This is a genomic window from Halomonas eurihalina, from assembly GCF_008274785.1.
GTDB lineage: Bacteria > Pseudomonadota > Gammaproteobacteria > Pseudomonadales > Halomonadaceae > Halomonas > Halomonas eurihalina.
Window position 1 is genome coordinate 131,944 of sequence record NZ_VTPU01000002.1, and the last position, 19,606, is coordinate 151,549.

The following is a 19,606-nucleotide window of genomic DNA, read 5'->3' on the forward strand; positions in this document are numbered from 1 at the left end:
GAAGGGAAAGAGAGAAGAAGGAAGAGTGCCAAGCACCGATCTTCTGTCTTACCGCTATTGCCAATCGGGCGCCGGGCCATGGCTCGATGCCTGGCGATGAGAGAGTGTTTTATGGCATTTCTGAATATTAACGGACGCAACGTTGCCTATCGTCTGCTGGGCGCCGAGGCCAATCCGCTGGTGATCCTGGCGCATCCGCTGGGCATGACCCAGGCGGTGTGGGACGACGTGCTGCCGGCATTGCTGCCGCGCTATCGGGTGCTGACCTGGGATCTGCCGGGCCATGGCGCCAGTGAGGCCTGGCCGGCAGAGGGTGGCGATATCACCCCGGCCGCGCTGGCCGCCGATGCCCTGGCGCTGGTCGAACGGGCCGGCGACACGCGCTTCCACTTCGTCGGCACCTCCATCGGCGGCGTCATCGGCAAGCAATTGCTCTCCGAGCATGCCGATCGGCTGTTGTCGGCGGTCCTGACCAACACCGGGGCGGTGATCGGCAACGCCGAGCTGTGGAACACACGAGCGGGCCGGGTGCGCGACGAGGGCTTGGTGGCGTTGTCCGGGGAGATCGTGCCGCGCTGGTTCGCTGCCGACCTGATCAAGCGCGACCCGGCGCTGGCAGAGGGCTGGCGAACTGTCATGGGGCGTGGCGATGCCGAATCCTATGCCCGGCTCTGCGAAATGCTCGGCCGCACCGACTTCCGCGGCAAGCTCAAGGCGGCTTGCTCCCAACCCGGGGGTGTCGACGTGCACCTGCTGGGCGGGAGCGAGGACATGGCGACGCCGCCCGAGACGCTGCAGGCCCTGGCGGCCGAGTGCGGTGGCGCGCCGCTGGAGATCCTCGAAAACCTGGGGCATGTGCCTTCAGTGGAGTTTCCCGAGGCGCTCGCCAAGCGACTGCTGCTGTGGATGGCCCCGGATCGCTCCCGGGTCGGCGAGCAAGGCGTGGCCTATGCCGAGGGACTCGAAACCCGCAAGCAGGTGCTGGGCGAGGCGCATGTGGCGCGCTCGACCGAGAACGCCACTTCGCTGGATGCCCCTTTCCAGCAGATGATAACTCGCCTCGCCTGGGGCGAACTGTGGGGCAACGGCGACCTGACCCGGGCCGAGCGCAGCATGATCACCACCAGCATCCTGGCCGCCCTGGGACGCGAGGAGCTGGAGCTGCATCTCAAGACGGCCAAGCGCATCGGCCTCAGCGAAGCCCAGCTACGCCAGGTGCTGATGCATGTGGCGGTTTACAGCGGTGTGCCGGCGGCCAACCACGCCTTCGCGTTGGCCAAGCAACTCGGCTGGGGCGAGACCCGGGAATGAGCAAGCGCTCGGCCGTTTCGGCGGTGTGGCGTTGGCTGGGCGCCGGTAGCGGACGATACAAGTGGGAGGCTGAGGCGTGTTGAGCCCGCGTATCAAATTGCGCCATCTCCAGGCGTTTCTCGAGGTCGCCAAGCATCGCAGTTTCGCGCGTGCCGCCGAGCGCCTGGCGATCAGCCAGCCCGGGGTGTCCAAGACCATCCGCGAACTCGAGGATATTCTGGGAACCGAGCTCTTCGAACGTGGTGCCCAGGGGGTGGCGTTGAGCCAGTCGGGACTGACGTTCTTGCGTCATGCCGGGCCGGCGATCCGGACGCTGGAAGAAGGCATCAGCGCGGTCGGCGATGCCCATCAGGGCGCGCGCTGGTTGCGCGTGGGGGCGTTGTCCACCGTGGAGAGCCGGTTGCTGCCCACGGCGATTCGGCGCTGGCAGGCCATCCAGTCGGCGGATCGGGTCGGCGTCAATGTGGTAGCCGGCCGCAGTGCCTTCCTGCTTTCACAGCTTCGACTCGGTGAGCTCGATCTGGTGGTGGGCCGCATGACCGAGGCGCGCGAGATCCGCGACCTGACCTTCGAGCATCTCTACTACGAGCCGTTGATGCTGGTGGTGCGCGCCGGCCACCCCCTGGCCGGCATCGAGCCGCTGGCACCCGGTCGACTGACCGACTTCCCCTGGGTGATTCCGCCGCCGCAGACCACGCTGCGCCAGCAGGTCGACAGTTTCTGCGTGCGCCACTCGCTGGACTTGCCCGCACAACTGCTGGAAACCCTGTCACTGCCGATCAGTCACCGTTACACGCAGGATGGTGACGCCATCTGGGTGGCGCCGAGAGAGGCGGTGATTGACGACCTCGAGGCCGGCCGAGTCGTCGAACTGGCGCTGCGGCTGGAACAGCAGGGCGGTTCGGTGGGGCTATGCACCAACGCCAGCATGGAGCCCTCGCTGGCATTGGAAGGATTCTGCGAGGTGTTGCGCGAGGTGGCCGCCGAGCGCTGAGCGTTGTCTGCTCTCTGCTCTCTGCTCTCTGCTCTCTGTGCTTGGTCATCTGCATGGGCAGCGGCGGTAGCGCCTCATGTCATATTTAGTAACATGCTAAATATTAGGGCGTATGCTATGTGTTATAGCGTATGCACGTGCGTGTGCGTGCACTCGGCATCTCTAGGCCAAGGACGCCACCGTTCGATAGTGACCAAGCCAAGTGTTTCCTCAGAGAAACCTGGACGCCGTGACCAAGCTAGCTTTCAAGGAGGAGGACATCATGAGCGGAAAGCTCGAAAACGCGTCTCGTCGCGGTTTCATCAAAGGGTCCCTGATGATGATTCCGGCGGTGAGCGTGGGAAGTGGCGTGTCGCTGACGGTGTCCGCCGACGTCCCCCCACCCAACCTCAGTGATTACCAGCCGATCTTCTTCGATGCCGATGAGTGGCGTTTCATCATCGCCGCCTGCGATCGCCTGATTCCAAGCGATGGCGCGGGCCCTGGGGCGCTGGAGGGCAATGTTCCGATTTTCATCGACCGGCAGATGGAGGACAAGTTTGGCCACGCGACGGACTGGTACATGAAAGGACCCTTCCACGAGGACGCCTCGCCATTGTTCGGCTATCAGTCGCCGCTGGCGCCGCGTGACGTCTATCGCAAGGGGATCGCCGCGACACGCCGGTACTGCCAGCAGACCCACGGCAAGGATTTTTCGGAACTCGATGAAAAGACCCGGGACCGGGTGCTGACTCAACTCGAAAGCGGCGAGATTGCGTTCGACGATGTCTCGGCCAGCCAGTTCTTCGACTTCCTGCTTCAGAACACCAAGGAAGGCTACTTTGCCGACCCGATTCACGGCGGCAACAAGCACATGACTGCCTGGAAGTTCATCGGATTTCCGGGCGCGCGGGCGTCCTATCGTGAATGGGTGGATCAACATGACAAGGCTTACCCGCTTGGGCCGGTCAGTCTAACGGGCGAGAGGGGGTAAGCATGGCCAAGACCAATCCACACATCGATGTCGTGCTGATCGGCCTCGGCTGGACCAACTCGATCATGGGAATGGAACTGACCGAGGAGGGGCTGGACGTGCTCGCGCTGGAGCGTGGTCCCGACCGGGACACCGTGCCCGATTTCGCCTATCCCAAGATGGCCGATGAGCTCACCTATGGCGTGCGCTACCAGTTAATGCAGCGGCCGGCCAAGAGCACGCTGACGGTTCGCCATAACGTGGGCGACACCGCGTTGCCCTATCGCAGCCTCGGTTCGTTCCTGCCTGGCAATGGCGTCGGCGGCGCCGGCGCGCACTGGAATGGCCACACCTGGCGCCCGCAGCCCCAGGAGCTGCGGTTGAAGAGCTATGTCGAGGAGAACTTCGGCAGCGACATCATTCCCGAAGGAATGACGATCCAGGACTTCGGCGTTTCCTACGACGAGCTCGAGCCGTATTTCGACTTTTTCGAGAAGGTCGCCGGCATTGCCGGCAAGGCGGGTAACCTCAACGGTGAACTCCAGGCGGGCGGCAATCCGTTCGAGGGCTGGCGCTCCGACGAGTATCCGTTGCCGCCGATGGCCCGGACGCTCAACGATACCATGTTCCACGACATGGCCGCCGAGCAGGGGCTTCATCCTTTCCCGCTGCCGGCCGCCAATGCCTCCCAGGCGTATACCAATCCGTACGGCATGCAGTTGGCGCCGTGCAACTACTGCGGCTTCTGCGAACGCTACGGTTGCCTCAATTACTCCAAGGCTTCGCCCCAGACCTGCGTGCTCGGAGCCCTCAAGCGGCGCGAGAACTTCACCTATCGCACCAACTGCGAGGTGATGAAGGTCAATCTTGCCAGCGACGGCAAGACCGCGACCGGCGTCACCTACATCGACGAACACGGCGAGGAGGTGATCCAGCCTGCCGATCTGGTCATCATGGGCGCCTATGCACTGCACAACGTGCATCTGTTACTGCTCTCCGGCATCGGTCAGCCCTATGATCCGGTCAGCGGCAAGGGCGTGGTCGGCAAGAACTACGCCTACCAGATGAGCGGCGGTGCCGTGCTCCACTTCAGGGACAAGGAGTTCAATCCCTTCATCGGTGCCGGGGCCAACGGGGAAGTGGTCAACGACTTCGGTGTCGAGCAGATCGATTTCGGTCGGGAGGGCTTCATCGGTGGCTCCTACCTCAACGCCGCCATGACCAACGGCCAGCCGATCCGCAACATGCCGCTGCCTGCGGGATCGCCCAACTGGGGGGCGGATTGGAAACAGGCCGTTCAGGAGAACTATGGACACGCCATGACCATCGGCTCGCATGGCAGCAACATGGCCTATCGTGACTGCTACCTGGACCTCGATCCCAACTATACCGACGATCATGGACGCCCGCTGATGCGCATGACCTTCGACTGGAAGGACAATGACGTGCGCATGACGCAATTCATGAAGCAGAAGATCGAGACGCTCAGCCAGGCACTACGCCCCGACGACTACCGACTGTCGTTCAAGGATTTCGACTCCCACTATGATGTCCGCCCGTATCAGACGACCCACAACGTGGGGGGCGCCATCATGGGCACCGATCCGTCGTCGAGCGTGCTCAATCGCTATCTGCAGAGCTGGGACGTGCACAACGTCTTCGTGATGGGTGCAAGCGCTTTTCCGCAGAACCTCCAGTACAACCCGACCGGCCTGGTGGGCGGCCTGACCTACTGGGCGGCCAAGGCGATTCGCGAGCAATACCTGCCCAATCCCGGACCACTGGTGCAAGCCTGAGGAGAGCGATCATGACCCATCGAATTTGGCTGACCGCCCTCACCGGCTTCGGCGTGCTGGGGGCGGCGAGCGTGAGCATTGCGGCGGAGCCGAGCCAGGTGCAGCGCGGCGAGTATCTGGCGCGTGTCGGCGACTGCGTGGCATGCCACACGGCACCGCACGGCAAGCCTTTCGCCGGCGGGCTGGAAATCGAGAGTCCATTCGGCACCATCGTCTCGACCAACATCACGCCGGATCCAGATGCTGGAATCGGCGATTACACGCGTGACGAGTTCGCGGCCGCACTGCGCGAAGGCAAGCGTGCCGACGGTTCCAACCTCTACCCGGCGATGCCGTATCCTTCCTATGCGAAGCTCTCGGATGCAGACGTCGATGCGCTCTACGCCTATTTCATGCAGGAAGTGGAGCCGGTCGCCGACGAGTCGCCCGAGAGCGATATCAGCTTTCCGTTCAACCAGCGCTGGGGGATCAGCCTGTGGAACTGGCTCTTCGCCGATGCCGAGGCGTTCGAGCCCTCCGGCCAGCCGACCGAGCAGGTCGAGCGTGGCGCCTACCTCGTCCAGGGGCTAGGACATTGCGGTAGTTGCCATACCCCGCGCGGCCTGATGTTCCAGGAGAAAGCGCTGGATGACAGCGACGACAGCTATCTGAGCGGCGAGACGCTGGGGGGCTGGTGGGCGCCCAATCTGCGCGGCGGCGGTGATGGCCATGACGGGCTCCAGGCCTGGAGTGCCGACGACATCGTGGACTACCTCGCGACCGGGCGGAATCATCATGGCGCCGTGGTGGGCGAGATGACCTCAGTCGTTGCCAACAGCACGTCCTACCTGAATGACGAGGATCTGCGGTCGATCGCGGCCTATCTGAAATCGCTGCCTCGTCAGGCAGGCAGTGAGCAGGAGGCGCCGAGTCGAACATCGTCGGCGCAAACCGAGCGCCTGTTGACCGCTGCCGATGTTGGCGAGGCGCCGGGGGCGCGTCTCTATCTCGACAACTGCAATGCCTGCCACTTCGCCAACGGGCGGGGAGCGCCGCAGGTATTTCCATCGCTGAACGACAACGCGCTGGTCAACGCCGACGATCCCACCGGTCTGATCCACGTGATACTGGCCGGGGCGCGTATGCCGTCGACGCCGAAGAAGCCGGAAGCGTTGGCGATGCCGGATTTCGGCTGGCGTCTTTCCGATGAGGAAGTCGCACAACTGGCCACTTTCGTGCGCAGTGGCTGGGGCAATCGGGGAGGCGAGGTGACCGCCGACCAGGTGGCCGAGGTGCGCAAGACACTGCCGGACGATCTTGAGAGCAGCGCGCCTGAGTTTCCCTCCCAGTCTCACTGAGTCGCCGAGGCCATAACCCTTGGGTTATGGCCTCTCGCCGATACGTCAATTGGCAGCCTGACAGTCAGCCGCCACACTGCAATCCTCGGCCGACGAGCCGCCGGGTGCGGTGCGTCGCCTTCTGTCAGCCAGCAAGAGACACCAAGATGCAAGACGATAACAAACGCTTCGTGGAGCGCGACCGTGACTGGCATCCACCGGCCTATGCCCCCGGCTACAAGACCTCCGTGGCTCGTTCGCCGAGCCAGGCACTGGTCAGTCTGCAGACGTCCAGCGTCTCCGAGCTGACCGGGCCGGATTTTCGCCGGCTGCGCATGGGGCCCGATGATAACGACCTGCTGATGAACTTCCGCGAGGACCCCGCCCTGGCGGGAACGGCGGGCCTGCCGGTGGGCGAGCGCATCATCCTGTTCGGCCGGGTGGTCGATCAGTTCGGCAAGCCGGTCCCGCATACCCTGGTGGAGATGTGGCAGGCCAATGCCGGTGGTCGCTATCGCCACAAGAAGGATGGCTACCTGGCACCGCTGGATCCCAATTTCGGTGGCGTGGGGCGTTGTCTCACCGACGAACAGGGCTGGTATCGTTTTCGCACCATCAAGCCCGGCCCCTATCCGTGGGGCAACGGCATCAATACCTGGCGCCCGGCGCACATCCACGTGTCGGTGATGGGCCCGTCGATTTCTACCCGCCTGATCACCCAGATGTATTTCGAGGGTGACCCGCTGATCCCGCTCTGCCCGATCGTGCAGACCATCAAGGACCCCGAGGCCGTCGAGACCATGATCGGCCGTCTCGACATGGCGCGCAGCCGTCCCATGGACTGCCTGGCGTATCGGTTCGACCTGGTGGTACGGGGCGAGCTTCAGACCTACTTCGAGAATCCGTGAGGGGAGCCGAGACCATGCGACAGCCGAATTCCCAGCCCTGCAGCGAGCTGATGCTGCGCGAGACCGCCTCCCAGACTGCCGGGCCCTATGTGCACATCGGCCTGGCCCTGGATGTGGCCGGCCTGCCCGAACGTGATGAGGAAATCTGGAACCGAATGGCCACGCCCGAGGCCGAGGGTGAGCACATCGAAGTGATCGGCACCGTGATCGACGGCAACGGCGATCCGGTGCGCGACGCCCTGCTGGAGGCCTGGCAGGCCGATGCCCGCGGGCAGTATCAGCCGGCGTTCGACCTGCAGAATGCGTTCAACAGCTTCGGCCGGACCGCTACCACCGCTGAGGGCAACAGTGAGTGGTCGTTGACCACCATCAAGCCCGGCCCCGTGGCCCGCGGCGACGGCAAGGTGATGGCACCGCACATCAACCTGGCGGTCTTCGCCCGAGGCATCAACATCCAGCTGCAGACCCGTCTCTATTTCGAGGACGAGGTCGAGGCCAATGCTGCCTGTCCCGTGCTGGGTGCCATCGAGTCGCCGACACGTCGCCAGACCCTGATCGCCAAGCGCGAGGACGTCGACGGCAAGGTGCGTTATCGCCTCGATATCCGCCTGCAGGGCGAAGGCGAGACGGTGTTCTTCGACTTCTAGACGCTTCAATTTTTGAGAGCGCGGTATAGACACGACCGGACCCGCGAAAGCGGGCCCGATCGTTGCCAAGATGGTGTCGGTCCTCCGGTGGGCTGGATTGGCTTCCGGCTATGCACGTTGTTGCCCTCGGCAAGGTGATCCTTGGCGGTCTTTCTTGCTCCGCCAGGAAAGGAGCGTTCGACACGACGACGCGGTGTGCCGAAGCTTGTAGCCGAGATACGACTGTAGCGTCGAGAAGCCGATTCCGTTCTTGTCGATGTGAGGACGTGTCAGACGGCGCACTTGTCCTTCAGGCTCATGGCTTCGTCGTAGACCGTGCTGGCCTCGTTGCCGATCTCTTCCAGATAGCGGTCGGTGGTTTCCTGCAGTACGGGTCCCCAGTCGGGGTGCTCGAGGACGTTGTCGATGACCACGAAGTCGTCGCCGGCTACTTCGGCTTCCTGGCGCCCCTGGCGGATCAGCTCGTCGTAGACCTCGGCGGCGCGCAGTGACCACTCAAGCCCGCTGTGATCGTCGATGACCTGCTGCAGGTCGTCAGGCAGGGCGTCGTAGGTTCGCTGGCTCATGGTGGCGAACAGCGACAGGTCGTAGAGCGGGACTTCGGTATGGTGGTTGGCCAGCTCGTTGAGCCGGAAGGTCTTCATGCCTTCCCAGTTGAAGCTCAAGCCGTCGACCACGCCGCGCTGCATGGCGGTGAAGACATCCGGCGCCGGCATGCCGACGGCCTGGGCACCGAAGCGTTCGAACATGTCGCCGACCAGTGGAGTGGGGCGGCGCAGGCGCAATCCATCCAGGTCTTCGGGCGTCTCGATCGGCTGTGCCTTGGTGTGCAGGTAACCGGGGCCGGTGGTGAACATGAACAGGGGATGGGTATCGGCATACTCGGCGTCGAGGTGGCCGGCATCGTAGAGGGATTGCAGGATGCAGGACCCCTGGCGGCTGCTGGCCGAGACGCCGGGCAACTCGATGACCTGCGTCAGGGGGAAGCGTCCGGCGGTATAGCCCTGGGCGGAGGCGCCGATGTCGGCGATGCCGTTGGCGATGCTCTCATAGGTCTTGTCGGATTTGGTCAAGGTCTGGCCAGGATAGACCTCCACCTCCAGGCGGCCCTGGGAGGCCTCTTCGACGCTGGTCGCCCAGGCCTGGAAGAGTTCCTTGTCGATCATCGAGCCGCCGGGCCAGACATGGGCGACGCGCAGGGTGGTGGTCTCGGCCAGGGCTGCCTGGGTGGTCAGGGCGCTGGCCACCGCCAGACCGGTCACGATCGGGTTGAGACGCATGGCATCCTCGTTGTGTCGTTGTGATTATGTTGGTGTCGTTGTGCTTAGAAGCGGGCAGCTGAATTAGAGGTCCAGTACCAGGAGCTTGCTCTTGGCTCGCGAGCAGCAGGGAGTGAACTGGTCGTTGGCGGCGTGTTCGTGATCCTCCAGGAAGAAATCCCGGTGGTCGGGCTCGCCTTCCAGTACCCGGGTCAGGCAGGTGCCGCAGACCCCCTGTTCGCAGGAGACCATGATGTCGATGCCGTTCTCGGTCAGCACCTGGTGGACGGTCTTGTCGGCCGGCACGGTCAAGGTTGCCCCGCTGCTGGCGATCTTGACCTCGAAACTGTCGTCATCCTCGGTATTGGCCACAGCGCCGGCAAAGTACTCCGTGTGCAGCCGGTCGGAGGGCCAGCCCGCGGATTGGCAGGTCGACATCACGGCATCGATGAAGCCGGTGGGGCCGCAGACATAGACGCGGGTATCGGGGGCCGGCGTGGCCAGCAGTGACGCCAGGTCCAGCTTCTGCTCCGCCGGGCCGTCATCGAAGTGGAAGTGCACCTTCTCGGCGAAGCCGGCGGCGGCGATGCGGTCGCGAAAGGCCGTGCGCTCCGGCGAGCGGGTGCAGTAGTGCAGCTCGAAGTCGGTGTCGGTGTGAGCCAGGCGTTCCGCCATGCACAGCAGCGGCGTGATGCCGATGCCGCCGGCCAGCAGCAGGGTGCGTTCGGCGGGCTCGAGCGGGAAGTGGTTCTTGGGGGCGCTGATCTGGATCAGGTCGCCCACACGGACCTCGTCGTGCATGGCGACGGAGCCTCCGCGCGAGGTTGGATCCCGGAGCACGCCGATCAGGTAGCGGTCGCGTTCCTCGGGATGGTTGCACAGCGAATACTGGCGAATGATGGTGTCCTGACCCTGGGATGAGACCTGCACATCGATATGGGCACCGGCGCTGAACGCCGGCAGCGGCCGACCATGGGGGTCGGCCAGCTCGAAGGTGACGATGTCCTGGGCTTCCTCGTGTCGCGCCTTGACCTCGACGATCAGGGAGAGGGATGAGTTGCTCATGTCGTGGCCTCCGTATCGCGTGACTCGCGCTCCTCGGCGAGGATGCGGTCGATGACGCGCCGCGCCTGGACGCCGCCGCCGTCGATGTTGAGCTTGAGCAGCTGGCGATCCGGATAGCGCAGCAGGTTGCGCTGTTGCGACTCGAGCATCTCCAGATCCTCGGAGAAGATCTGGCCCTGGCCCTCGCGAATCCGGTCGGTGAGCTCCTGGTCTTCCGGCTTGAAGTTGCGCGCCATGCCCCAGAAGTACCAGATCGAGGTGTCCGTCTCGGGGGTGATGAAGTCCACCACGATGCTCGATGCCTTGAGGTCGGCGGGAGCGTCATACCCCCCGTGGCCGGCATGGGCGACTCCCACCTCGATCAGCACGTGACTCGGCGGCGTGAAGCGGCAGATCTGCCAGCGATCCACGGGCACGTCGTCAGCCAGGCCATTGCCGCGCAAGGCCGTCTGCCAGAAGGGCGGCGCCGGAATGTCGTGCATGTGGCGCCCGGTCGTCACCTCGTCGCCCTCGACCTTGGTGTCGGGGGCGGCTTCCTCGATCTCCGGTTGGCCGATGCTGGAGGCATGCACATAGGTCTCATGGGTCAGGTCCATGAGGTTGTCGATCATCAATCGATAATCGCAGTGGATGTGGTAGAGCCCGCCGCCATAGGCCCAGGCCGGGTCGTTGGCCCAGTGCAGTTCGGGAATCAGGGTGGGATCGGCCTTGTCCGGGTCGCCGGGCCAGATCCATACGAAGCCATGACGCTCTTCCACCGGGTAGGCGCGAATGCTCGGGAAGCCGCGAACCCGCTGGCCGGGCATGCTGGAACACTTGCCGTTGCAGCCCATCTCCAGGCCGTGATAGCCGCAGACCAGCTTGCCGTCGCGCACGAAACCCAGCGACAGCGGCGCACCGCGATGGGGGCAGAAATCCTCCACGGCCGCCACGTGTCCTTCGTCGCCGCGAAAGAAGACGATCGGTTCGTTGCAGATGGTACGTCCCAGCGGCTTGTCTTCGAGCTCATCCGGGGTGCAGGCGACATACCAGGTATTCTTGGGATAGGGGGCTTGATGTGTCACGGTTTTCTCCTCGGGTGGTTCCGGGCCGCACGGATGCATTGCCGCACTTGGCAGTCCGCAATCAGATGCTTTCGGGCGCGACATGGATCCACGCTTGTCTACGGTCAGGAATTGTTATTTTGGATCCAAAGTAGATATCTTCAGCGATCATTTGGTCAACTTATGCTTTAGTTGGATCCAGTTGTATTCGGGGTCCGCTATCAGCAACGACAGGAAATTCAAGTGAGTGACAGCGACACAAGTGTGGTGAGCCGATTGCGCAAGCTGATCGGCGAAGGCGCTTTCCGGCAAGGAGAGCGGCTCGGGGAAGTGGCAGTGGCCGAGCAGCTGGGCGTCTCGCGCACGCCGGTACGCCTGGCTTTCCGCACCTTGGAGCAGGAAGGATTGCTGCAACGGGCCGGCAAGCGTGGTTTCAGGGTGCGCGAGTTCACCGAGGCCGATGTGCTCTGTGCCGTGGAAGTGCGCGGTGCCTTGGAAGGGCTGGCGGCGCGTCGCCTGGCGGAGCAGGGAATGTCGTCAGCGTTGACGGCTGAACTGGAGTTCTGGATCCAGAAGGGGCGGGACCTGCTCGCCAAGGGACACCTCGAGGAGCAGGATGTCGAAGTGTGGAGCGAGCTCAACCGGCATTTCCACGAGAACATCGTTGGCTCGGCCGGCAGTTCGGTGATCGGAGATGCCATCGCCCGCAACAACCATCTACCGTTTGCGGCGGCGGATTCGATCATCATCGACAGCGAAGCGCTCGATCGCGAATACCGCAAGCTGCAGCTGGCCCAGGTGCAGCATGAGCTGGTGGTCCAGGCGCTACGTCATGGCGAGGGCGCCAGGGCCGAGATGTTGATGCGCGAGCACGCCTTGATTGGACTGCGCTATGCGGAGCTGCTGGATGTAGGCCGGCACAGCCCTAGCGGGTAAATGAGCATTTTCAGCCGATTTTGAACGCCTTATGGGCGGGTGCAGGCAGGTTTCAGACAGGGCGTAAGACGAAAGTCGTTTTTCACGGCGCACCGGGGTGGTTTATCTTTGCTTCATAGTGCGAACTCATGTTCTCTATGCGAACTTTGAAGCAGATAACGATAACGACACCGATTGTCGGAGGATCCCATGAAGACCAAGGTTACTGCCTGTGTGCTGGCGGCTGCGCTCGCCGGGCTGGCTGCCACGTCCACGCAAGCTGCTACCACGCTCCGCATGGCTCACTTCTGGCCCGGTGCTTCGGGTATCAACCAGGATATCTTCGAAGCGTGGGCCGAGAGCGTCGAGCAGGCGTCCGACGGTGACCTGAAGGTCGAGATGTATCCCTCCGGCACCCTGGCCAAGGCTGACGCCATCTACGAAGCGGTGGGTAACGGTATTGCCGATGTCGGGGCCACGGCCCAGGGGTATACGGCCGGTCGTTTCCCGCTTTCGCAGATCGTCGAACTGCCCGGCGTGGCGACCACGGCCACCCAGGGGGCTTGTGTATTGCAGACGCTCTATGACGAAGGGCATCTCGACGCCGAGTATGCCGATACCAAGCCGTTGTTCATGTTCACGACCGGACCCGGCGGCATTCATACCGTCGATACCGATATCCAGACGCCGTCTGATCTCGAGGGACTACGCATTCGGCGTCCGACCTCGGTGGCTGGGGACATGCTCGAGAACATGGGGGCCACGCCGGTCGGCATGCCGGCGCCGGACATTTACACCGCCATGCAGCGCGGCGTGGTCGATGGCTTGAGCTTTCCCTGGGAGGGCCTGAAAGGGTTTCGCATCAATGAGCTGGTCAACTACCACACCGAAGTTCCCTTCTACACCCTGATCTTCGTGGCCACCATGAGCCAGCGCACCTACGACAGCCTGAGCCCCGAACAGCAGGCGGTGATCGACGACAATGCCGGCATGCGATGGGCCGAGAACGCCGGCGCCGTCTTCGACCGGCTCGACCGCGAGGGCAAGCAGGAAGCCATCGAAGCCGGCCATACCATCCGCGAGGTCGAAAACCCGCTGGAGGACCCGGATTGGCAGCAGCCGCTCCAGGCGGGCATCGACAGCTATCTGGCCGAGCTGGAGGAGCGAGGCCTGCCGGGGCGCGAGGTCTATGAAGCGGCACTGGACGCCAGCGAGTCCTGCGCCAGCGCTCAGGAGTAAGTCGTCATGCCGAGTCAACTGGAAAGGGTCAGCCACTGGCTGGCCCTCGTCTGTCGTGTCGTCGCCGGTATCGCCCTGGTAGCGCTGCTGGCGGTGACCATCGCCGATGTCGGCACCCGCTATCTGTATCGCCTCACCGAGGGGGCGATTGCCCTGCGAGTGACCGGCAGCGTGGAGCTGGTCAGCTATCTGATGCTGTGCTCGCTGCTGGCGGCCATGGCGGCCAATGTCGAGAAAAGCCAGGTGGTGGTGGAGGCGTTTTCCCACGGTCTGTCGCCGGCCCTCAAGCATCGCTTGCATGGTGTCTATCTGCTGGGCTTCGCGGTGCTTGGCCTGATCCTCTTTCTCGGCCTGCTCGAGTCGGCCTCGGCGGCGGCGGGTCACGGCGAGGTGACCCAGGATCTGCGCTTGCCGATGAGCCCCATCTATTACGCGGCTGCGGTCCTCAGTCTATTGCTGGGGATCCGCAGCCTGATGCATGCCCTGCTCGGTGCGTTCTGGGGACGCGAGTCGGAGGTGTCCCATGGCGAGTGAAACGATCGGAGCCCTGGGCCTCGGGGCACTGCTGATTCTGATGGTGCTGCGCGTGCCGGTGGCGCTGACCATGCTGATCGTCGGAGTGGTGGGATTCGCCCAGGTGATCAGTTGGGACGCGGCCATCTCCCAGCTCAAGACGGTGCCGGTGGAGGTGCTCTCCAACTACAGCTTCAGTGCCGTGCCGATGTTCATCCTGATGGGCGTGCTGGCGGCGCATTCCGGCATGGCCGGCAAGCTGTTCCAGGCCACCCGGGTGATCTGCGGTGGCTGGAAAGGCGGGCTGGCGATCGCTGCGGTGGGCTCGTGCGGGGTCTTTTCGGCGATCTCCGGTTCCTCGCTGGCCACCGCCAGCACCATGACGCGAGTGGCGCTGCCGGAGATGGAGCGCTACGGATACAACCGTGGCCTGGCCACCGGGGCGCTGGCCGCCGGGGGAACCCTGGGCATCATGATTCCGCCGTCCATCGCGCTGTTGATCTACGCCGTACTGACCGAGCAGTCGGTGGGCGACATGTTCATGGCTGGGCTGGTGCCGGGGCTGATGGGGCTGGTGATGTACGCGCTCACCGTGACGGTCGTGATGCGCCTCAGGCCCTCATTGGCGGTAGCCGGCGAGCCGACTTCCTGGAGGGAGAAGCTGGCCTCGATGAGCGGGCTGGTACCCTTCTTCGCGGTCTTCCTGCTGATGATTCTGGGCATCTACTTCGGGGTCTTCACGCCGACCGAAGGGGCCAGCGTCGGTGCCTTCGCCACGCTGCTCTACGCCCTGGTCAAGGGCCTGCGGGGGCGTGAGCTGTGGCAAGCGGTCCAGGAGACTCTGGCGCTGTCGACGGTCGTGTTCTTCATGCTGGTCGGTGCCGATGCACTGGGCTACTTCATCTCGGTGTCGCGGATCTCGTTTTCGATCAGCGATTTCCTCTACGGGATGGACCTGGCGCCGATCGTGGTCGTGCTGTGCATCCTGCTGATGTACTTCGTGCTGGGCATGTTCATGGATGCCATCGCCATGCTGGTGATCACGGTGCCGGTGGTCTTCCCGATCATCCAGTCGCTGGGCATCGATCCGGTGTGGTTCGGCATCGTCACGGTGCTGACCGTGGAGTTGGGCCTGATCACCCCGCCGGTGGGCATGAACGTCTTCGTGATCAAGGCGATGGCGCCGCACGTAGGGTTGGGCGAGATCTTCCGCGGTGTGGCGCCATTCATCGTCTCGGATTTCGTGCGCCTGGCCGTGCTGATCGCCTTCCCAGTGCTGACCTCTCTATTTCTGCTTTGAGCCGGCATCGCCGGCTCGTCCCTTCTAGCCACAAGGAGCCAAGGCGATGACGTCGCTAGAACTTTTGATCGGGGGGCAGTCGCGCCCCGCATCGAACCATGCCACCGTCGAACGCGCCAATCCTCTGGCCGGCCATGCGGTGACCCGTGCTGCGGCGGCGAGCGTCGAGGATGCTCGCGAGGCGGCCGATGCCGCGGGTCGCGCCTTCGAGACCTGTTCTCGGAGCGGCCCCGAGGAGCGGCGTCTCAAGCTGCTCAAGGCAGCCGAGCTGATGGAGGCCCGCCAGTCGGCGTTCGTCGAGCGCATGGTGGATGAAACCGGGGCGACGCCCGGCTGGGCCGGGTTCAATGTCTCGATCGCCGTGGGCATTCTGCGTGAGGCGGCGGCGCTGACGACCCAGGTTCAAGGCGATGTGATTCCCTCGAACGTGCCGGACAGCCTGGCCATGGGCGTGCGGGTGCCCTGTGGTGTGGTCGTGGGCATTGCTCCCTGGAATGCGCCGATCATCCTGGGCACTCGCGCCATCGCCACGCCCCTGGCGTGCGGCAACAGTGTCATCCTCAAGGCCTCAGAGCAGTGCCCGGCCACGCATCACTTGATCGCCGAGACCCTGCAGGAGGCAGGTTTCGGCGACGGCGAGGTCAACCTCATCACCAATGACCCGGCGAATGCCGCCGACGTGGTGGAGAGCCTGATCGCTCATCCGGCCGTGGCCCGGATCAATTTCACCGGTTCCACCGGGGTGGGGAAGATCATCGCCGAAAAGGCCGCTTCCCATCTCAAGCCGGTACTGCTGGAGCTCGGCGGCAAGGCTCCCTTGCTGGTGCTCGACGATGCCGATCTGGATGCCGCCGTGGATGCGGCGATCTTCGGTGCTTTCTTCAATCAGGGGCAGATCTGCATGTCCACCGAGCGTCTCATCGTGGATGACTCGGTGGCCGCCACCTTCGTCGAGAAACTGGCTGCTCGGGCTTCGGCCCTCAAGGCAGGCGACCCTCGCGACTCGGCCAATGAGCTTGGCACCCTGATCGATGCCGGAATCGGCGAAAAGCTCAATGGCATGCTGGACGACGCTGTGACTCAGGGGGCTCGCCTCGCTGCCGGCGGCAAGGCGGAAGGGGTGATCATGCCCGCTACCGTGGTCGACGGGGTGACGGCCGGGATGCGGCTCTACGCCGAGGAGTCCTTCGGGCCTGTGGTGGCCGTGATTCGTGTCGACGGTGAGGACGAGGCCCTGCGCGTGGCCAACGACAGCGAATACGGCCTCTCTGCGGCGGTGTTCAGCCGCGATACCGCTCGGGCCATGAGAGTGGCCGGACGCATTCGCTCGGGTATCTGCCACATCAATGCTGCGACGGTGCACGACGAACCACAGATGCCTTTCGGCGGCGTCAAGGCCAGCGGGTACGGGCGCTTCGGCGGTAGGGCGGGGATCGAGGAATTCACCGACCTGCGCTGGATGACGGTCCAGCTCGGCCCGCGTCACTATCCGATCTGATCGTCGATGGCGGGGCGCGAGTCGCGTTCTTGAGCATGAGACGGCATGCCGAACGGTTCCTGCCGCCCTCGACTATGCTGGGACCAACAGGGCATCGTGAACGGCCGTCAGGATGCTTTCAGCCCCGGATGGTTCCAGAAAAGGAAAGGAGCAGGACGCCATGGAGACTCGCATGATGGATCATGAACACGGTTATGGCATGGTAAGCCGTTTTTTCCACTGGCTCGTGGCACTGCTGCTGCTATGGCAAATGGTATCGGCGATGCTGCGCTTTGCCTTCGATGATACGCCCGTCGCCGATTTCTTTTTCGGTTTCCACTTTTCCAATGGCGTGTTGCTGCTGTGCCTGACGCTGCTGCGCGGCATCTGGGGGCTGCTCAATCTCTCGCGTCGGCCGCCACATCGCCGCACTATCGAGCGCTTAGCGGCACTCGGCCATGTCTTGATGTATCTGCTGATGATCGCGGTTCCCACGATCGCGTTGATTCGCGCCTATGGTTCCGATCGGCCATTTTCGGCGCTCGGTATGCAGCTCTTTGCCGGCCAGGAGAGCGAAATCGAGTGGATGACGAACCTTGGTGGTCAGTGGCATGGCCTGCTCGGTTGGCTGCTGTTCGCCCTGATCGCCGGCCACATCGCCATGGCTCTTGTGCATACCTATGTCTGGAAAGAGCCTCTGATCAGCCGAATGACCAAGGGTAGCGACGCCCTGTAACGGCCACCGGTACCAACGGCCCGGATAGGCCGCTGGTCCGGTTATTCCTGCCTCATTGAAAAAGGTCGAGGTCATCGGCGAGGACCACTTCGCCGTCGTACTGGCTTTGAACCTCGTCGAGAACCGACTCGATCGGCGCCCCATAATGCAGGACATGGTAGAGCACCAGCAGGTTCGGCTCGGCTGCACCGGCAAGCTCGGCGAGTTCGTCGGTCAGCGTATGGGCATACTGGTGATAGGCCTGCCATTGCTCCGGCAGCGCTTCCCAACCGCGGCGGCTGATGACTTCGTGAATTAGGATATCGGCGTTCGCGGCTTGGCGCCGGACTTCCTCGTTGATCGAAGTGTCGCCGGAAATGACGATGGTCTTGTCGGGTGTCGTGACCTTGTAGCCATAGGCCTTGTCCCAGTCGCCATGGGAAACGGGGAAGGCCTCGACCTTGATATCGTCCTTTTCGAACACGGTGCCGGAGGCGGTGATTTCCGTGACGTCGGCGTAGGCCGCATCGGGGTTGGTCACCGGGCTCTTGTCTTTCAGGCGAGTCTCGGTGTCGTCGGCCAGCATGGAATAGGCGCCTTCGCTCATCGCCTGGGCGCCTTCGGGGCCGAAGACCTGAAGCTGATCGGTGCGGCGCCACCAGTAGGTGCCGAGCAGCTCGGGGAAATCCAGGATGTGATCGCTGTGCAGATGGGTCAGGAAGAGGTGATCGATATTGGTGGGATTCAGCGGCTCGATATCGAAGCGTTCGGCCGCCTGGGTCGCACGCTCCACGACGCCCGGGCCGATATCGAAGACATACGCCTCGTCGTCGTGGATGACGGCAATGCCCGAGCCGGCTCGTTCTCCATCGGGGACGGGGGTGCCGGTTCCCAGCATCATGACCTGGGTATTCGCGAGGGCGGCGTGAGAAACGACCGCCGATAGGCCGAGCAGTGCCAGCGGGAGGATGGATTTCTTCATGGGCTGTTCCTTCTGGAGACGACGTCCAGAGCATGAGGGTGGGCCGAAGAGGGCATTGTGTTCATTATGCGAACTATTGTTTGCTCTTCGACCAAGATCCTAGCAAGCGTGGAACGGCCTGCAATTCGACGAACGTGTGGGGTGGCACCTCGATGGGCAGTGCTAGGAGAGAAGCACGGTAGTAGCCGGCCTATTGTTGCTTGCGACCCGCTGCATCGGCTTCCTGGCGGCGGCGGAAGTCCTTGGGCGGCAGTCCCGTGAGTCGCTTGAAGAAGCGCGTGAAATAGGCTGGCTCGGAAAATCCTAGGCCTTCGGCCACTTCGCCGATGGTCAGGTTGGTATAGGTGAGCTGGCGCTTGGCTTCCAGCAATAGCCGCTCATGGAGCAATTGCAGGGCGCTGCGTCCAGCCAGGCGCCGGCAGAGCGTGTTGAGGTGAGCGCTGGTCACACCCAACTGTTCGGCGAAATGCTCGATGCTGGGCTGCTGGCTGAACTGAGCTTCGATCAGCGTCTGATAGGTCTGCAGGTGCTCCCTGGCCTTGTCCCGCTGGCGAGGGCGCGCGCGGGACGGTTGCCGAGCGGTCGTCTCGGCCAGTCGTGTCGTCTCGATGGTCAGCGCTTCCACCAGGGCTTCCAGCAGGTGCGAGCGCCCCAGGGCGGGATGGCGATACTCGTCGTCGATCTGCTCGACCAGGGTAGCGATGCGCCCATGGTGCCGTGTCGTGCCCAACGCATGGGCATCGGGCTTCGACAGTACACCGGATTGGCTGTCCAGGTGGGCTTGCAGCCTTTCGACCAGCGGCCGCGACAGGGTGATGATGTGACCCTGGGTATCCGGCGAGAAGTGGAAGCCATGAATGCTCATGGCCGGCACCACGATCAGCTGTGGGGCCTCGAGCGAGCGGTTGCCACCTTCCAGCTCCAGGGCCACTAGGCCTTCGGCGAGATACAGGAGGTGGCAGAGGTCGGCATGGCGGTGTGGGCGAATGCGCCAGTCATGACGACGGCTGCGCTCGGGGATCGATTCGCAGTGCAGCAGATCAGGGGTCGGCCACTGGCGTGTTTCGCCATAGAGCTGGAAGACGGGCACGAGAGAATCGGGCATGGGGCGTCCTGGCGGTGGGCCTACGACCAATGTAGGTAGTAAATGCCGGAAATGTCCAAATGGTGGTGT

Annotated in this window: 18 protein-coding genes; 13 read left to right on the top strand and 5 right to left on the bottom strand. The window is 63.6% G+C overall.

All coding sequences use genetic code 11. The annotated features are described in order from the left end of the window. The first annotated feature begins 111 nt into the window (after nt 1-111). From FZZ93_RS03570 to pcaG, 7 genes are all read left to right on the top strand, one after another. Nucleotides 112-1,311, top strand: a complete 1,200-nt coding sequence (locus tag FZZ93_RS03570; protein WP_149320954.1) for an alpha/beta fold hydrolase — start codon at nt 112-114, stop codon at nt 1,309-1,311. A gap of 76 nt (nt 1,312-1,387) precedes the next feature. Continuing rightward, nucleotides 1,388-2,305 (top strand): pca operon transcription factor PcaQ, encoded by a 918-nt coding sequence (gene pcaQ / locus FZZ93_RS03575; RefSeq protein ID WP_149320955.1) that lies wholly within the window; start codon nt 1,388-1,390, stop codon nt 2,303-2,305. Between the two features lie 262 nt (nt 2,306-2,567). Beyond that, nucleotides 2,568-3,278: a gluconate 2-dehydrogenase subunit 3 family protein gene (locus tag FZZ93_RS03580; RefSeq protein ID WP_149320956.1), complete on the top strand. Its 711-nt coding sequence runs from the start codon at nt 2,568-2,570 to the stop codon at nt 3,276-3,278. 2 nt (nt 3,279-3,280) lie between these two features. Continuing rightward, nucleotides 3,281-5,053: a GMC family oxidoreductase gene (locus tag FZZ93_RS03585; RefSeq protein WP_149320957.1), complete on the top strand. Its 1,773-nt coding sequence runs from the start codon at nt 3,281-3,283 to the stop codon at nt 5,051-5,053. Nucleotides 5,054-5,064: 11 nt separating this feature from the next. Then, nucleotides 5,065-6,390 (top strand): c-type cytochrome, encoded by a 1,326-nt coding sequence (locus FZZ93_RS03590; RefSeq protein ID WP_149320958.1) that lies wholly within the window; start codon nt 5,065-5,067, stop codon nt 6,388-6,390. A gap of 146 nt (nt 6,391-6,536) precedes the next feature. Then, nucleotides 6,537-7,277: a protocatechuate 3,4-dioxygenase subunit beta gene (gene pcaH / locus FZZ93_RS03595; RefSeq protein ID WP_149320959.1), complete on the top strand. Its 741-nt coding sequence runs from the start codon at nt 6,537-6,539 to the stop codon at nt 7,275-7,277. A 14-nt stretch (nt 7,278-7,291) separates the two neighbouring features. Continuing rightward, nucleotides 7,292-7,924 carry a protocatechuate 3,4-dioxygenase subunit alpha gene (gene pcaG, locus FZZ93_RS03600; RefSeq protein WP_149320960.1) on the top strand — a complete coding sequence of 211 codons (633 nt, stop codon included), beginning with the start codon at nt 7,292-7,294 and terminating at the stop codon, nt 7,922-7,924. Between the two features lie 269 nt (nt 7,925-8,193). On the opposite strand, the gene FZZ93_RS03605 is transcribed toward pcaG, so the two are convergent. From FZZ93_RS03605 to FZZ93_RS03615, 3 genes are all read right to left on the bottom strand, one after another. Beyond that, nucleotides 8,194-9,204 (bottom strand): TRAP transporter substrate-binding protein, encoded by a 1,011-nt coding sequence (locus FZZ93_RS03605; protein ID WP_149320961.1) that lies wholly within the window; start codon nt 9,202-9,204, stop codon nt 8,194-8,196. A 63-nt stretch (nt 9,205-9,267) separates the two neighbouring features. After that, nucleotides 9,268-10,248 carry a PDR/VanB family oxidoreductase gene (locus FZZ93_RS03610; RefSeq protein WP_149320962.1) on the bottom strand — a complete coding sequence of 327 codons (981 nt, stop codon included), beginning with the start codon at nt 10,246-10,248 and terminating at the stop codon, nt 9,268-9,270. Next, a complete protein-coding gene (locus FZZ93_RS03615; protein WP_246146096.1) occupies nt 10,245-11,312 on the bottom strand; it encodes an aromatic ring-hydroxylating dioxygenase subunit alpha in 1,068 nt (355 codons plus the stop codon). Before FZZ93_RS03615 ends, FZZ93_RS03610 begins: the two co-directional genes overlap by 4 nt. Before the next feature lie 222 nt (nt 11,313-11,534). On the opposite strand from FZZ93_RS03615, the gene FZZ93_RS03620 reads away from it, so the two are divergent. From FZZ93_RS03620 to FZZ93_RS03645, 6 genes are all read left to right on the top strand, one after another. Continuing rightward, on the top strand, nt 11,535-12,227 hold the full coding sequence (locus FZZ93_RS03620; protein ID WP_149320964.1) for a GntR family transcriptional regulator: 693 nt from the start codon (nt 11,535-11,537) through the stop codon (nt 12,225-12,227). 189 nt (nt 12,228-12,416) lie between these two features. After that, nucleotides 12,417-13,445 (top strand): TRAP transporter substrate-binding protein, encoded by a 1,029-nt coding sequence (locus FZZ93_RS03625; RefSeq protein ID WP_149320965.1) that lies wholly within the window; start codon nt 12,417-12,419, stop codon nt 13,443-13,445. A 6-nt stretch (nt 13,446-13,451) separates the two neighbouring features. Then, a complete protein-coding gene (locus FZZ93_RS03630; protein ID WP_149320966.1) occupies nt 13,452-13,979 on the top strand; it encodes a TRAP transporter small permease in 528 nt (175 codons plus the stop codon). Then, nucleotides 13,969-15,258, top strand: coding sequence for a TRAP transporter large permease (locus FZZ93_RS03635; protein WP_149320967.1), 1,290 nt, complete (start codon nt 13,969-13,971; stop codon nt 15,256-15,258). Before FZZ93_RS03630 ends, FZZ93_RS03635 begins: the two co-directional genes overlap by 11 nt. 46 nt (nt 15,259-15,304) lie before the next feature. Then, the gene (locus FZZ93_RS03640; RefSeq protein ID WP_149320968.1) at nt 15,305-16,756 is read left to right on the top strand and encodes an aldehyde dehydrogenase; all 1,452 of its coding nucleotides are present in this window, start codon (nt 15,305-15,307) and stop codon (nt 16,754-16,756) included. A gap of 172 nt (nt 16,757-16,928) precedes the next feature. Continuing rightward, nucleotides 16,929-17,471, top strand: coding sequence for a cytochrome b (locus tag FZZ93_RS03645; RefSeq protein WP_246146097.1), 543 nt, complete (start codon nt 16,929-16,931; stop codon nt 17,469-17,471). Nucleotides 17,472-17,523: 52 nt separating this feature from the next. Here the strand turns inward: FZZ93_RS03645 and FZZ93_RS03650 are convergent, their stop codons facing one another. Both FZZ93_RS03650 and FZZ93_RS03655 read right to left on the bottom strand, forming a co-directional pair. Continuing rightward, entirely contained in the window at nt 17,524-18,432 is a 909-nt protein-coding gene (locus tag FZZ93_RS03650; RefSeq protein ID WP_149320970.1) for an MBL fold metallo-hydrolase, read from the bottom strand. A gap of 190 nt (nt 18,433-18,622) precedes the next feature. Beyond that, the gene (locus FZZ93_RS03655) at nt 18,623-19,537 is read right to left on the bottom strand and encodes a helix-turn-helix domain-containing protein (RefSeq protein WP_149320971.1); all 915 of its coding nucleotides are present in this window, start codon (nt 19,535-19,537) and stop codon (nt 18,623-18,625) included. Nucleotides 19,538-19,606 lie beyond the last annotated feature (69 nt).